Source organism: Mycobacterium sp. 852013-50091_SCH5140682 (assembly GCF_001665685.1).
In the GTDB taxonomy this organism is placed as follows: domain Bacteria; phylum Actinomycetota; class Actinomycetes; order Mycobacteriales; family Mycobacteriaceae; genus Mycobacterium.
On sequence record NZ_LZTB01000006.1, the window covers coordinates 24908 to 39134 of the forward strand.

15 protein-coding genes are annotated in these 14227 nt (G+C 67.7%); 10 read left to right on the forward strand and 5 right to left on the reverse strand.

Features of this window, described 5'->3' with window-relative positions; all coding sequences use genetic code 11:
- The first annotated feature begins 54 nt into the window (after positions 1 to 54).
- Positions 55 to 975, forward strand: coding sequence for a DMT family transporter (locus A5784_RS01275; protein WP_064941553.1), 921 nt, complete (start codon positions 55 to 57; stop codon positions 973 to 975).
- Here the strand turns inward: A5784_RS01275 and A5784_RS01280 are convergent.
- Complete coding sequence (locus A5784_RS01280; protein WP_064941655.1) at positions 908 to 1855, reverse strand: GlxA family transcriptional regulator; 948 nt, start codon at positions 1853 to 1855, stop codon at positions 908 to 910. The two genes, A5784_RS01275 and A5784_RS01280, sit on opposite strands and share 68 nt — an antisense overlap.
- Before the next feature lie 77 nt (positions 1856 to 1932).
- Here A5784_RS01280 and A5784_RS01285 point away from each other — a divergent pair, with 77 nt between their 5' ends.
- Both A5784_RS01285 and A5784_RS01290 read left to right on the forward strand, forming a co-directional pair.
- Entirely contained in the window at positions 1933 to 2589 is a 657-nt protein-coding gene (locus tag A5784_RS01285; RefSeq protein ID WP_064941555.1) for a DJ-1/PfpI family protein, read from the forward strand.
- A 1-nt stretch (position 2590) separates the two neighbouring features.
- Positions 2591 to 2893 (forward strand): hypothetical protein, encoded by a 303-nt coding sequence (locus tag A5784_RS01290; RefSeq protein ID WP_064941557.1) that lies wholly within the window; start codon positions 2591 to 2593, stop codon positions 2891 to 2893.
- Here A5784_RS01290 and A5784_RS01295 read toward each other — a convergent pair whose 3' ends face one another.
- The 4 genes from A5784_RS01295 to A5784_RS01310 form a co-directional block, all read right to left on the reverse strand.
- The gene (locus A5784_RS01295; protein WP_064941559.1) at positions 2894 to 3286 is read right to left on the reverse strand and encodes a DUF5073 family protein; all 393 of its coding nucleotides are present in this window, start codon (positions 3284 to 3286) and stop codon (positions 2894 to 2896) included. It abuts the gene before it with no gap.
- Positions 3286 to 4074: a heavy metal-binding domain-containing protein gene (locus A5784_RS01300; RefSeq protein ID WP_064941561.1), complete on the reverse strand. Its 789-nt coding sequence runs from the start codon at positions 4072 to 4074 to the stop codon at positions 3286 to 3288. The genes A5784_RS01295 and A5784_RS01300 overlap by 1 nt, the downstream gene beginning before the upstream one ends.
- A gap of 83 nt (positions 4075 to 4157) precedes the next feature.
- Complete coding sequence (gene purU, locus A5784_RS01305; protein WP_064941563.1) at positions 4158 to 5003, reverse strand: formyltetrahydrofolate deformylase; 846 nt, start codon at positions 5001 to 5003, stop codon at positions 4158 to 4160.
- Positions 5004 to 5013: 10 nt separating this feature from the next.
- Positions 5014 to 6408, reverse strand: a complete 1395-nt coding sequence (locus tag A5784_RS01310; protein WP_064941566.1) for an L-serine ammonia-lyase — start codon at positions 6406 to 6408, stop codon at positions 5014 to 5016.
- 147 nt (positions 6409 to 6555) lie between these two features.
- On the opposite strand from A5784_RS01310, the gene A5784_RS01315 reads away from it, so the two are divergent.
- The 7 genes from A5784_RS01315 to A5784_RS01345 all read left to right on the forward strand — a co-directional run bounded on the left by A5784_RS01315 (position 6556) and on the right by A5784_RS01345 (position 14223).
- The gene (locus A5784_RS01315) at positions 6556 to 7221 is read left to right on the forward strand and encodes a GntR family transcriptional regulator (RefSeq protein WP_064941568.1); all 666 of its coding nucleotides are present in this window, start codon (positions 6556 to 6558) and stop codon (positions 7219 to 7221) included.
- Positions 7222 to 7477: 256 nt separating this feature from the next.
- Positions 7478 to 8791 (forward strand): serine hydroxymethyltransferase, encoded by a 1314-nt coding sequence (glyA, locus tag A5784_RS01320; RefSeq protein WP_064941569.1) that lies wholly within the window; start codon positions 7478 to 7480, stop codon positions 8789 to 8791.
- Positions 8788 to 10029, forward strand: coding sequence for a sarcosine oxidase subunit beta family protein (locus A5784_RS01325; protein WP_064941571.1), 1242 nt, complete (start codon positions 8788 to 8790; stop codon positions 10027 to 10029). Before glyA ends, A5784_RS01325 begins: the two co-directional genes overlap by 4 nt.
- A gap of 15 nt (positions 10030 to 10044) precedes the next feature.
- Positions 10045 to 10320, forward strand: a complete 276-nt coding sequence (locus tag A5784_RS01330; RefSeq protein ID WP_064941572.1) for a sarcosine oxidase subunit delta — start codon at positions 10045 to 10047, stop codon at positions 10318 to 10320.
- Positions 10320 to 13202, forward strand: a complete 2883-nt coding sequence (locus A5784_RS01335) for a 2Fe-2S iron-sulfur cluster-binding protein (protein ID WP_064941574.1) — start codon at positions 10320 to 10322, stop codon at positions 13200 to 13202. Before A5784_RS01330 ends, A5784_RS01335 begins: the two co-directional genes overlap by 1 nt.
- Complete coding sequence (locus A5784_RS01340; protein WP_064941576.1) at positions 13195 to 13788, forward strand: sarcosine oxidase subunit gamma; 594 nt, start codon at positions 13195 to 13197, stop codon at positions 13786 to 13788. Before A5784_RS01335 ends, A5784_RS01340 begins: the two co-directional genes overlap by 8 nt.
- 192 nt (positions 13789 to 13980) lie before the next feature.
- Complete coding sequence (locus A5784_RS01345) at positions 13981 to 14223, forward strand: hypothetical protein (protein WP_064941657.1); 243 nt, start codon at positions 13981 to 13983, stop codon at positions 14221 to 14223.
- Positions 14224 to 14227 lie beyond the last annotated feature (4 nt).

Sequence of the window (14227 nt, forward strand, 5' to 3'; positions counted from 1 at the left end):
ATAGGTCGGTATTTGGTGCTGTTTGTTGGACCATGATCCAACCACTATCAACTCATGTCCAGCACCACCCGCGCCGCACTTTGCGGCGCTCTCGGTATGACGTTCGTCGGCGGCAGCGTCGCGGTGTCGGGGGTGCTCGCCGGTGCCCCCTTGCTCACCGCCCAAGCCTGCCGGTACGCGCTCGCGTGCGCCTTGCTGCTCGGGTGGGTGCGGCTGACCGGCCAGAGCGTGCGGCGCCCGCACGGCAGCGAATGGCTCTGGCTCGCAGGCGTCACTGCGAGCGGCCTGGTGCTGTTCAACATCGCGCTCGTACACGGCTCGCGCCATGCCGAACCGGCCGTCCTCGCGGTCGCGGTGGCCTGTGTACCGGTGGCGTTGGCGACGATCGGGCCCGCGCTGGAGGGACGACGACCGACTACCCGCCTGCTCGCGGCGGCCCTGGTGGTCAGCGCGGGCGCGGTCATCGTCGAAGGCCTCGGCAAGGCGGACACCGTGGGCCTGCTGTGGACGCTTGTGGTGTTCGCTTGCGAGGCGGGGTTCACCCTGCTCGCGGTGCCGGTCCTGGGTTCACACGGCGCGGCCGGGGTGTCGGTGCACACCACCTGGATGGCTGCGGCCATGTTCGGCATTCTCGGGCTGAGTACCGAAGGGTGGCGCGCGGCAACGGCTTTCGATGCCGGAGAGCTCATGGCCATCGGCTATCTTGCGGTCGGCGTCACCGCGCTCGCGTTCATCCTCTGGTACACGTGCGTGGGCCGGTTGGGCGCCGGGCGCGCGGGCCTGCTGACCGGGGTGGCCCCGGTCGCCGCGGCGGTGATCGGCATCCCTGTCACCGGATCGTGGCCGACCGCCCCGGTGTTGGCCGGCGTCGCGTTGATCGCGTGCGGGCTGGCCGCGGGGCTGGGCGCTACGCCTCGGCCTGATCGCGGAACGTCGCGCGATAGCTCTGCGGCGACACGCAGGCAACCCGCTTGAACTGCTCGCGAAAATTCGTCGGCGACTCGAAACCCACTCGGTAACCGATCTTTTCGATGCTCTCAGACGTCCGCTCCAGCAGCTCCTGCGCATGGCGCACCCGTACGCCGGTCAGCCACTGGATCGGGGTCTGCCCGGTCTCGGCCTGAAACCGGCGGTTCAGGGTTCGGACGCTGATGGCCGCTTGCGCGGCGATATCGTCGAGCGTCAGTCGCTGGTGCGCATGGATTTCGATCCACGCGAGTACATGGTCGAGTTCTGTGTTGGCCGGCTGCCGGTTGCGCACGATGAACTGAGCCTGCCCGCCGGCGCGGTGCAGCGGCGCGACAGCCAGCCGGGCGGTCTCCGCGGCAACCGCTGCCCCGTGGTCGCGGGCCACCATGTGCAGGCACAGATCCAGCCCTGCCGACGCGCCGGCGGACGTCAGGATCTGCCCCTCGTCGACATAGAGCACATCGGGGTCCAGCTCGACGGCGGGATAGCCGGTCCGAAAGTGTGACGCCGCGAGCCAATGTGTGGTTGCGCGCTTGCCGTCGAGCATGCCGGTGGCGGCCAGCACGAATGCCCCGGTGCAGATGGAAGCGATACGAATACCGTTGGCATAGGCCGCTTTCAGTGCGGCAATCAGGTCGTCGGACGCCGGTGCGAGCGGGTCATGACAGCCCGGCACCACGATGGTGTCCACGTTCGGGAACACGTCGAGCCCGTGGTCGGTCGCGATCCGCATCGGACCTGCGCGGACTTCCGGCGTGGCGCTGCACACCGTCACGTCGTAGCCGGCCGTACCGTCCGGCAACCGGACACGACCGAACAGGTCGACAGGAGTGGCCACGTCCGACGGGACACTGTCGGGCAGGACGACCACGGCGATCCGATGCACAGCTTGGCAATATACCGGCGGAATATGGCTATCCAGCCACTGGTTCGAGCGTGCGGGCTCGGCCAGCATTGCCCGTTGTGTACGCGCAAATCGTTCTCTACGACAAATTCGACCCGCTCGACGTCATCGCACCGTTCGAGGTTCTGGCCGCAGGCGCCCTGACGGTGGGGGGCGACCTGACCATCGAGCTGGTGTCCGCCGAGGGACCTCGCCCGGTGGTCAGCGGCACACAGGATCTGGTGCTCAGCGCCGGGGCCGCACTGGACCCCGCCAAGCCGGGCTACGTCATCATCCCCGGCGCCAGCGGTCCGATCGCCGGTGATCCCGATGCAGGGGTGCAGACCATACCGGTACGGCTCGCCAGCGTGCTCGATACTGGGCTGATCCCGTTGCTGCGGAGCGCTTTTGACAATCCAGAGGTCACGATTGCCACGGTGTGCGGCGGTTCGACCTTGTTGGCGATGGCGGGACTGATCGAGAACCGTTATGCGACGACACATCACTTGGGTATCGACGTGCTCGACGCGGCGGGCGCGCATGCCGTGACGGCGCGCGTGGTCGATGACGGAGACCTGATCAGCGCGGGCGGCGTCACGTCCGGTCTCGACCTGGGGCTGTACCTGTTGGAGCTCTCGTACGGACCGCGGGTCGCGCACGCCGTGGAGGAACTCTTCGAATACGAACGCCGCGGCACGGTATGGAAGCCGTCGGGAACCGAACCTCGGGAGCTGTGACATGACCATCGACGGAGACTGGGACATGACGATCAAGACGCCGATCGGCTCATTGTCGGTCGCCTACACGTTCACAACCGGGCCGGACGGGCTTGCCGGATGCGCCACACTGAAGGGCGAAACAGTTGAGCTGCAGCAGATTTCACTCGATGGCGACCGAGTTACCTGGCGGCAGTCGATCACCAGGCCCATTCGGTTGAACCTCGATTTCGACGTCGTGGTGACCGGCGACGAGTTGACCGGCTACTCCCGCGCCGGCAGGTTGCCCCGCTCGACCGTCACGGGCATCCGACGTCGCCGGTGATCACTGAGCAGGCCACGCATCGGTGCTTCCGGGCTGCAGAACCTCCAGTGCCGCAGCGATGTTCGGCACAATGTTCTCGCCGTACCCGCCGACCAGCTGCCCCAGCGCACGGGCGATGTGCGGCCCGACCGCCGCCGCTGCCAGTGCTTCCTCGGCGATGACGATGCCGTTGACGACGTGGGCGGTGTGCAGCCGCCCGTCGCGTCCGAGTTCGTAACGCCAGTCGGCGATCTGGATGCGCTCAGGGGCCGACCGGAACATGCCCCGCTGCGCCGGCGTGTGAACCACGCCGGGCACCCCGGCGAACACGGCGACGACGAGCCCGACCCCGCCCGGCCCATCGAGCGCGGCGGCGACCGTCCGGCTGACCCGCTCGGGATCGAACGCGCTCACTACCCGCTCATCGGCAGGACGAACGACGGCTCGATGGCTTCGCCGGATCCGGTCTGGCGCACTGCGGTGCCTGCGGCATAGAACTCGAGCGTGTGATAGCCCCAGCAGTAGTTGTCCACCGCGGTGTACACACCGACCACCCCTTTCGCACCGTCGCGTTCAGCCTCGGCCTGCATGCGCGACATCGCCAGTTCCCTGGCCTGATAGTTGCCGTGAGTCCACTGCGGCATCTCCACGTTCTGCCCGATCTGGCGCATGGTCTGCAGAAAGCCCTGGGCCGCTACGTGGAAGACACAGTTGCCCATGACGAACGCGACCGGCGCCCACCCGGCCCGCAGCAGCGTGATCAGGTCCTGGCCCGAGAGATGACTGCTGAAGGCCTGGCCGTTGGGACGGCGGTACGCGCCCGGCTGCGCGGCGTAGCGCACGGCGGTCCCGACGGCGATGAACTCGAGGTGCTCCCCCGATTCACCGTGTGCGCGCCAGTACAGTTCGACGCCGACCACCCCGTCGGCGCCGACATTGTCGGCCTCAGCTTGCATGCGCGCCATGGCATTCCAGCGGGCCCGGTAGGTCGCCTCGGTGAGCACGGTCAGCTCCATCTGCTGGCGCAGCCCGCTGAACTGGAAGCCCACGTGATAGACCGACACACCCATCACGAGGTCGATGGGTTCGAATCCGGCCCCGTGCAGCAGGACGAATTCGTTGACCGTCAGATCAGAGGTGAAGATGCGGTCGGCGTGCGACAGCCGCTCACCGGCGACGGGGTCGAGAGGGTTGGGTTGCATGCCCCAATCGTCGTGCGCCTCCGCGTCGCGCGCACGCGGATTGCCCCAGCCGGAACCGACGTACAGCTAACTCACAGAAGAGGTCAGCGGAAGACGACGGTGCTGTGTCCGTTGAGCAGGACGCGGCTTTGGCAGTGCCAGCGCACAGCCCGGGCCAGCGCGAGCGCCTCGGCGTCGCGTCCCACGGTGGCCAGGGCGCGCTCGTCGTAGGTGTGATCGATGCGGATCACTTCCTGCTCGATGATCGGCCCTTCGTCGAGTTCGGGCGTCACGTAATGCGCGGTGGCGCCCACCAGCTTGACGCCGCGCTGGAACGCCTGCTGGTAGGGGCGGGCACCCTTGAAGCCCGGCAGGAACGAATGGTGGATGTTGATGGCGCGCCCGTAGAGCGCGGTGCACGCCTCATCGGAGAGCACCTGCATATAGCGGGCCAGCACCACCAGGTCGATGTCCAGATCGTCGACGAGCTTGAGCATTTGGGCCTCGGCCTGCGGCTTGTTCTCCGCGGTGACGGGGATGCGGTAGAACGGCAGCCCCGCCGCCTCGGCCATGGACCGCAAGTCGTCGTGGTTGGACACTACGGCCGCCAGCTCACCGTCGAGTGTGCCTGAGCGCCAACGGAACACCAGGTCGTTGAGACAGTGCCCCTGCTTGGACACCATGACCAGCACTCGGGGCACCCGGTCACCGCGGATCGTGAATGACATGCCGAATTCGTCTGCAGTGGCGGCGAACTCGTCTATCAGCTGGTCCTCGGTGCACTCGCCGTCGACCTGAAAGGCCGTCCGCAGGTAGAGCTGACCGCGCCCGGCGTCGTCGAATTGCTGATGCTCGACGATGTCGCCCTTGTGCTGGAACAGGAATCGGGTGATGGCGTGGACGATGCCGGGCCGCTGCGGGCAGGTCAGGGTCAGGGTGAAGGTGTTCACTGCTTGCCTCTCAGCACTCGACCACGTTGAGCGGCAACTCGACGACGTTGAGCGCCAAGCCGCCACGGGCGGTCTCCTTGTACTTGACGCTCATGTCGGCGCCGGTTTCACGCATGGTCTTGATCGCCTTGTCCAACGACACGTGATGCGTGCCGTCGCCGTGCAGGGCCATGCGGGCGGCGCTGATCGCCTTGATCGAGCCAACGGCGTTGCGCTCGATGCACGGGATCTGCACCAAGCCGCCGACCGGGTCGCAGGTGAGGCCGAGGTTGTGTTCGATGCCGATCTCGGCGGCGTTCTCCACTTGGGCCGGCGTGGCGCCCAGCACCTCGGCGAGCCCTGCGGCCGCCATCGAGCACGCAGAGCCCACCTCACCCTGGCAGCCCACCTCGGCGCCGGATATCGAGGCATTCTCCTTGAACAGCAACCCGATTGCGCCTGCGGTCAGCAGGAACCGCACCACGCCGTCCTCGCTGAAGCTGTCGATGAACTGGCGGTAGTAGTGCAGGACGGCGGGAATGATGCCTGCCGCGCCGTTGGTCGGTGCGGTGACGACGCGACCACCGGCGGCGTTCTCCTCGTTGACCGCCAGCGCGTACATCGTCACCCATTCCATCGCCCGCAGCGCGTCGTGCTCGTCGCCGCCGTTCTCCAGCCGCTCGCGCAGTTCGGCGGCGCGGCGGCGGACTTTGAGGCCGCCGGGCAGCACGCCGGTCACGTGGGTTCCGCGGTCGACGCATTGCTGCATGACGTCCCAGATGTGCAGCAGACCCGCCCTGATCTCGGCTTCGCTGCGCCACACCTTCTCGTTGGCCATCATCAGATCGCTGATGCTCATGCCGGTTTCGGCGGTGAGCCGCAGCATCTCGGCTCCGCTACTGAACGGGTACGGCACCGGGGTGGGGTCGACCACGAGGATCCGGGTGCCGGTTTCATCCTCGTCGAGAACGAAACCGCCACCGACGGAGTAGTACTCGCGACGTTCCAGCTGATTGCCCGCCACGTCGAACGCGTGGAACACCATGCCGTTGCTGTGGAAGTCGAGGCGTTGCCGGCGGTGCAACACGATGTCCTGGTCGACGTCGAACCGGATCGGGCGGGTGCCCGCGAGCCTCAGCTGGCCTTCGGAGCGGATGGCGTCGACACGCGGGTCGGCCGCGACCGGGTCGACCAGTTGCGGCTGTTCGCCCTCCAGGCCCAGGACAACGGCCTTGACGCTGCCGTGGCCGTGGCCGGTGGCGCCGAGCGATCCGTAGAGGTCGCAGCGCACCGCGGCGGTGTCGTCGATGAGGCCCTCGGCCGCGAGCCGCGACACGAACAGATACGCAGCCTTCATGGGCCCGACCGTGTGAGAGCTGGACGGGCCGATACCCACCTTGAACAGCTCGAAAACGCTGACAGTCACGCCGTTGACCTTTGTGTTAGGTGACGACCCCTGGAAGCTCACACGCCACTCGCGGTTAGATACTCGATTAATATATCAACTGCGTTTTAATCTGCATAGGTGCGTTCGCACGCAATAACTGTTGGATATCACTGCTAAGATCGGGCCGTGGCGATCATCCCCATCGGCTCAGAATCCGCACCGGCCTCGTTGGCCGACCGTGCGTATCTAGCCCTGCGGGACCAGCTGACGACGCTGCAGATCCGGCCGGGCGAGCCCATCGACGACATTCGGGTGGCCAGCGAACTCGATGTCGGTCGCACGCCGGTCCGCGAGGCTCTCAAGCGCCTCGAAGACGATCGCCTCGTCATCTCCTACCCCCGCCGCGGGACGTTCGCCACGGGCGTGGAGATCACCGATCTGGCCTATATCAACGAGATTCGCCTGCAGCTCGAACCCCTGGCCGCCCGGCGCGCGGCCGAGCGTGCCAGCGCCGCGCAGCGTGACGAGTTGCAGCAATTGCTGGACGCGTACAAGACCATCGACGATCTGCCCACCGATCCCACCGAATTGATGCGGCTGGACATCACCATCCACCGCAGCATCTACCGTGCCGCGGGCAACCCGCATCTGGAAGACGTGCTGGTCCGCTACCACAATCTGGTGACCCGCATCTTCTGCCTGTTCCTCGAGCGGCTCACCGACGTCGCCGAGCACATCAACGAGCACTCGGCCATCCTGACGGCCATCATCAGCGGCGACGCTGACGCGGCAGCCGAACTCACGCTGCAGCACGTCACGGGCTTCGAGGTCGGAGTGCGCGCCGTCATCTGACGCGTCGCCATCGCAAAACCATCGCGAGTTCGTCTGTTCCGGCGACTCCGCACCCGCCTTCGACGCCCTGCGCCCAGGCGTCGAGTGCTGCGATGACCGGCCGCAGCAAGCCGTTCTCCTGCCGCAGCGGCTGGTGCGCCGCGCTATCGGCAAACCCGTGTCGACCAAACCCAACAGACCCCTTGACCTGGCTCGAACCCGGCCGCTAAGGTGATCGCCAACTGATATATCAATCGTCTGGATCAGAGGAGTCAGTATGGGTGTTCAAACAGAGGCCGCGCACGGCACCGTCTTGGGCCAGTCCCTCGCCGATGCCGACCCGGAGATCTACGCCGCCGTCACCGACGAGCAGCGCCGCCAGGAAAGCACCCTGGAGATGATCGCCAGCGAGAACTTCGCACCGCTGTCGGTGATGGAAGCGCAGGGCAGTGTGCTGACCAACAAGTACGCCGAGGGCTACCCCGGCCGGCGCTACTACGGCGGTTGCGAGCACGTCGACGTCGTCGAGCAGTTGGCGATCGACCGGATCAAGGCCCTGTTCGGCGCCGAGTACGCCAATGTCCAGCCCCACTCGGGCGCGCAGGCCAACGCGGCCGCCATGGCCGCCCTGCTGCAGCCCGGCGACACGATCCTCGGCTTGGCGCTGGCCCACGGTGGTCACCTGACCCACGGCATGCACCTGAACTTCTCCGGCAAGCTGTACAACGTCGCCGCCTACCACGTGCGAGAAGACGACCACCGCGTCGACATGGCCCAGGTGGCAGAGCTGGCCCGCGAGCACCGCCCGAAGGTGATCATCGCCGGATGGTCGGCCTACCCACGGCAGCTGGACTTCGCCGAGTTCCGCCGGATCGCCGACGAGGTGGGCGCCTACCTCATGGTCGACATGGCGCACTTCGCCGGTCTGGTCGCCGCAGGGCTTCACCCGTCGCCCGTGCCACATGCACACGTCGTCACCTCGACGACCCACAAGACTCTCGGCGGCCCGCGCGGCGGCATCATCCTGACCAACGATGCCGCGCTGGCCAAGAAGTTCAACTCCTCGGTGTTCCCCGGCCAGCAGGGCGGCCCGCTGGAGCACGTCATCGCCGCCAAGGCCGTGTCGTTCAAGCTGGCAGGCGAGCCCGCGTTCCGTGAGCGCCAGCAGCGCACCCTCGAAGGCGCGAAGATCCTGGCCGACCGTCTGCTGCAAGAGGATTCACGCAAGGCGGGCATCAACGTGGTGTCCGGCGGCACCGACGTGCACCTGGTTCTGGTGGATCTGCGGGAATCCGAACTCGACGGCAAGCAGGCCGAGGACCGGCTGCACCGCGTCGGAATCACCGTGAACCGCAACGCCGTTCCGTTCGACCCCCGCCCCCCGATGGTCAGCTCGGGCGTCCGGATCGGCACCCCCGCACTGGCTACGCGCGGATTCGACCTCGACGCGTTCCGTGAGGTCGCCGACATCATCAGCCTGGCCCTGCGCCCCGACACCGACGACGCCGGCCTGGCCGCTCTGCGCGACCGCGTCGACGCTCTGGCAGCCCGTTTCCCGCTCTACCCCTCCCTGACGAAGGCCGCACAGTGACAACAGCTTCCACGACCCCGCCCGGCGCCCACCTGCCGGAGCACCCCGATTTCCTCTGGCGCACACCCGAACCCAAGAAGTCCTACGACGTCGTGATCGTCGGCGGCGGCGGGCACGGCCTGTCCACCGCCCACTACCTGGCGAAGAATCACGGCATCACCAACGTCGCGGTGCTGGAGCGCGGCTGGCTGGCCGGCGGCAACATGGCCCGCAACACCACGCTCATCCGGTCGAACTACCTGTGGGACGAGAGCGCCCGCATCTACGAGCACGCCCTGAAGCTGTGGGAAGGGCTCGAGGACGATCTCGACTACCCGATCCTGTTCAGCCAGCGCGGCGTACTCAACCTCGCGCACAGCCTGCAGGACGTCCGCGACAGCGTGCGGCGCGTTGAGGCCAACAAGCTCAACGGGATCGACGCCGAGTGGGTGGACCCCAAGCAGGTCAAAGAGCTGTGCCCGATCGTCAACATCTCCGACGACATCCGGTACCCGGTGCTCGGCGCGACGTATCAGCCGCGGGCCGGTATCGCCAAACACGATTACGTGGCATGGGGATTCGCGCGGCGGGCCGACGAGGCCGGCATCGACATCGTCCAGAACTGCGAAGTCACCGGGTTCTCCACCGACGGCGACCGGGTCACCGGGGTGCGCACCACCCGCGGTGACATCGCCGCCGGGCAGGTCCTGTTGTGCGCGGCCGGGCACACCTCGACGCTGACCGACATGCTCGGCATCCGCACGCCGCTGCAGAGCCATCCGCTGCAGGCGCTCGTCTCCGAGCTCTTGGAGCCGGTGCATCCGACGATCGTGATGTCGAATGCCGTGCACGTCTACGTGTCTCAGGCGCACAAGGGCGAGCTGGTCATGGGCGCGGGTGTCGACTCCTACAACGGGTACGGCCAGCGCGGTGCGTTCCACATCATCGAACGCCAGATGGCCGCCGCGGTGGAGTTGTTCCCGGTCTTCGCCAGGGCGCATCTGCTGCGCACCTGGGCGGGCATCGTCGACGTCTGCCCGGACGCGTCCCCGATCGTGGGCCGCGCAGGCTACGAGAACCTCTACATCAATGCTGGTTGGGGCACAGGAGGTTTCAAGGTGACCCCGGGCATCGGCTGGTGCCTGGCGGACACGATCGCCAACGGCCGCGAGCACGAGTACGTCGCCCCGTTCAGCCTCGACCGATTCATCACCGGCGCGCTGGTCGATGAGCACGGCGCCGCCGGCGTCGCCCACTAGATCTCAGGAGTCACCATGCAACTCATCGAATGCCCGTGGTGCGGGCCGCGCGAGGAGACCGAGTTCCATTACGGCGGGCAGGCGCACGTCGCCTACCCCGAGGATCCCCAGGCTCTCACCGACGAGGAGTGGGGCCACTACGTGTTCTTCCGCAACAATCCCAAGGGATTGTTCGCCGAGCGCTGGACCCACAGCGCAGGCTGCAGGCGCTGGTTCAACGCGCTGCGCGACACCGCCACCTACCGATTCCACCGCGTGTACCGCACCGACGAGCAGAAGCCGACAATCTGATGACCGCATCATTGCGCACCCCCGACGGTGGCCGTATCGACCGGAACACCGTGCACACCTTCACTTTCAACGATCGTGAACTGACCGGGCACGCCGGCGACACGCTCGCCTCGGCCCTGCTGGCCAACGGCGTGCACCAGGTGGCCACCAGCATCAAGCTGGGCCGGCCCCGCGGCTTCACCTCGGCGTGGGCCGAAGACACCGGCGGTCTGGTGCAGATCGAACACCCCTTCCCCGAGCCGATGCTGCTGGCGACCACCGTCGAACTGTTCGACGGGCTCGTCGCCCGCGGCCTGCCCGGTCAGGGACGTCTTGCCGAAACCGCCGACCCGGCGCGGTACGACGCCACCCACGTCCACACCGACGTGCTGGTCGCCGGTGCCGGGCCTGCCGGCCTTGCCGCCGCGCTGACCGCGGCCCGCGCAGGCGCCCGGGTGGTACTGCTCGACGAGCAGAGCGAAGCCGGTGGCGCCCTGCTGGGCAGCACCGACACCATCGACGGCAAGCCCGCCCTGGACTGGGTCGCCGATGCCACCGCTGAATTGGCCACCCACCCCGAGGTGTTGCACCTGCAGCGCACCACCGCATTCGGTCACTACGACGACGGCTTCGTGCTTGCGGTGCAGCGCCGCACCGACCACCTGGGTGCCGCGGCCCCCGCGGAGATCAGCCGCCAGCGGGTGTGGCGCATCCGCGCCCGGCAGGTCATCGTCGCTGCCGGTGCCCACGAGCGTCCGGTGGTCTTCACGGACAACGACCGGCCCGGCATCATGCTGGCCGGCGGTGCCCGGACCTTCCTGAACCGCTACGGCGTCAAGGTCGGCGAGCAGGCCGTCGTGTTCACCACCAACGACAGTGCGTATCCCGCGGCCTTCGAATTGCACGATGCCGGCGTGACGGTCAACGCGATCGTCGACGCGCGTGCCGACGTCCCGGCGCGGCTGCGCGACGAATGCGCCGCCCGCGGCATCGACCTGCAGACCGACTCCGTGGTGCGCGGAACGCGCGGCGAGGACCGCGTGAGCCACGCGCTCGTCGCCCGGTCCGGCAGCACCGACGCCACCGCGGTGGCCTGTGACGCGCTGCTCGTCAGCGGCGGCTGGAACCCGGCGGTGCACCTGTTCAGCCAGGCCCGCGGCGTCCTGCGCTACGACGAGGCGCTCGGCGCGTTCGTGCCCGGTGAGCCGCTGGCCGGCGTGCACGTCGTCGGCTCCGCCAACGGGGTGTTCAACCTGCCCGGCTGCCTGCGCAGCGGGCGCGAGGCAGCGACCACGGCACTCGACGCGCTCGGCATCGCCACCGCCGCCGAACCGTTTGCGGGCGAAGCCGATTCGACGCCGGACAGCGATGCAGGCATGGTGCTGTGGCAGGTCGCCGACCCGGCGGGCACGGCCAGCCAGTTCGTCGACGTCCAGCGCGACGCCACGGTGGCGGACATCCAGCGCGCACTCGGCGCGGGCATGCGTTCGATGGAGCACATCAAGCGCTACACCACCATCGGCACCGCACACGATCAGGGCAAGACATCCGGTGTGGTGGCCTCGGGTATCACCTCCGACCTGCTCGGCGTCCCGGTCGCCGAACTGGGTGTCACCACCTTCCGCGCGCCATACACCCCGGTGGCCTTCGCAGCCCTCGCGGGCCGCAACCGGGGTCACATGTTCGACCCGGAACGTGTTACCGCCGTGCATGATTGGCACGTCGCCCGCGGAGCGGTGTTCGAAGACGTGGGCCAGTGGAAGCGGCCGCGCTACTACCCGGTGAACGGCGAGAGCATGGAAACCGCGGTGCTGCGCGAGTGCGCGGCGACCCGCGGCGGGGTCGGCATCCTGGACGGCTCCACCCTGGGCAAGATCGACGTGCAGGGCCGCGACGCGGGCGTCTTCCTCGACATGCTCTACACGAACATGATGAGCACGCTCAAGGTCGGCATGCTCCGGTACGGCGTGATGTGCGGTGTCGACGGCATGGTGATCGACGACGGCACCGTGATGCGGTTGGCGGACGACCGATTCCAGGTGTTCACCACCACCGGTGGCGCCGCCCACATCCTGGAGTGGATGGAGGAATGGCTGCAGACCGAGTGGCCGCACCTGAAGGTGCGGATGACCTCGGTCACCGAGCAGTGGCACACCTTCCCGGTCGTCGGCCCCAAGTCCCGCGACGTGATCGGCGCCGTCTTCAGCGATGTGGACGTCAGCAACGAGGCGTTCCCGTTCATGGCCTGGCGCGACACCACTCTCGACGGCGGACGCGAGGAGCAAGACGGGCACGGCGTGCACGTCCGGATCGGGCGGGTGAGCTTCTCCGGTGAACTGGCCTACGAGGTCAACGTCACCGGCTGGCATGCGACCGCGGTGTGGGAGCGTCTGATCGCCGCGGGTGAGCCGTACGGGATCACGCCGTACGGCACCGAGACCATGCACGTGCTGCGTGCCGAGAAGGGCTACCCGATCATCGGGCAGGACACCGACGGCACCGTGACACCACAGGATCTCGGCATGAACTGGGTGGTGTCGAAGAAGAAGCCGGACTTCATCGGCAAGCGGTCGTTCACCCGCGCCGAGAACCTCAACCCGCTGCGCAAACAGTTCGTCGGGCTGCTGCCCGTCGACGCGCAGACCGTGCTTCCCGAGGGCGCCCAGATCATCGAGACCTGCGCCGACGGCGTCCTTCCCCCGCCGCCGGTGCCGATGCTCGGGCAGGTCACGTCCAGTTACCGCAGCGCGGAGCTGGGCCGGCCGTTCGCCCTTGCCCTGGTCAAGGGCGGGCACGCCCGCATCGGAGAAACCCTGCACGTTCCCGTGGACGGCAGGCTGGTGTCCGTCGAGGTCACCAGCAGCGTCCTGGTCGATCCCGAAGGAGCACGCCGCGATGGCTGACACCCTGTACCGCCAAAGCCCTCTGCAGGACTGGCAATCTCGGTTCGCCGACCTGCCGCCCTCGGCACAGCTCGAGGAGGAGCCTTTCGTCACCATGGTCGATCTGTGGGTCGACCCCAGTGGGGCGGGCGCCGCCGCGGCGGCCGGGGTCCTCGGTGTCGATGCGCTGCCCACCAACCCGTCGACGGCGGTGGACGGCGCGGACACCACGGTGATCTGGTTCGGGCCCGATGAGTGGCTCGTGACCTCCACCGGCCGGGCCGGCGAGGATCTCGAAGCACAGCTGCGGGACGCGGTCGCCGAGCACGACGGCGCGGCCGTCGACGTCTCGGCGCAGCGCACCACGCTGCGGTTGCGCGGAGAGCATGCCCGTGACGTCCTGGCCAAGGGCTGCTCACTGGACCTGCATCCGTCGGCCTTCGCGCCGGGTGCCGCCGCGCAGACCATGCTCGGGCTAGCCGCGGTCGTCCTGATTCCCTTGGCCGACAACGGAACCGACTACCGCATCCTGGTGCGGTCGTCGTTCGCCCGCTACCTCGCCGAGTGGCTCGTCGACGCCGCCGGGGAGTACGCGATCACCTGGTAGTCGATTCCATCGGCTCCTAGACCCGCACACCGGGGTCATCGCTGATCTGGCGACCCCGGTGTGCGGGTCTTGACCGGCCCCGCCGTCTGCCGTACCGTTTAAAACGAACTTGATATATCAGATGGCGATCAATAGTCGATCTTGAGGTCGCCAACCTGACAACACGTGAACTCTGCAGACGGGAGACCTGAGATGCATCTCGATTGGTATGACCGACGCATTGTGAGCTTCGTGTTGGATTCCGACCTGCTCTCCCAGCCGAACGAGAGCACGCGCGTGCAGTTCGGCATGGATGCCCGCAGGATCATGAAGCGGTTCGACGCGGTCCTCGACGTGTCCATGTCACAACAGCTGCCCCTCGACGCGGCGGACATGGACCTGGTGAACCGGGCCCGGCAGTACCGGGCGACCACTCGCCCGACCTGCGCCGTCTGACGGG

Coding starts and splice junctions, on each gene's coding strand:
- A5784_RS01275 (WP_064941553.1), top strand. CDS start 55: ATGTCCAGCACCACCCGCGCCGCACTTTGCGGCGCTCTCGGTATGACG.
- A5784_RS01290 (WP_064941557.1), top strand. CDS start 2,591: ATGACCATCGACGGAGACTGGGACATGACGATCAAGACGCCGATCGGC.
- A5784_RS01300 (WP_064941561.1), bottom strand. CDS start 4,074: ATGCAACCCAACCCTCTCGACCCCGTCGCCGGTGAGCGGCTGTCGCAC.
- glyA (WP_064941569.1), top strand. CDS start 7,478: ATGGGTGTTCAAACAGAGGCCGCGCACGGCACCGTCTTGGGCCAGTCC.
- A5784_RS01330 (WP_064941572.1), top strand. CDS start 10,045: ATGCAACTCATCGAATGCCCGTGGTGCGGGCCGCGCGAGGAGACCGAG.
- A5784_RS01335 (WP_064941574.1), top strand. CDS start 10,320: ATGACCGCATCATTGCGCACCCCCGACGGTGGCCGTATCGACCGGAAC.
- A5784_RS01340 (WP_064941576.1), top strand. CDS start 13,195: ATGGCTGACACCCTGTACCGCCAAAGCCCTCTGCAGGACTGGCAATCT.
- A5784_RS01345 (WP_064941657.1), top strand. CDS start 13,981: ATGCATCTCGATTGGTATGACCGACGCATTGTGAGCTTCGTGTTGGAT.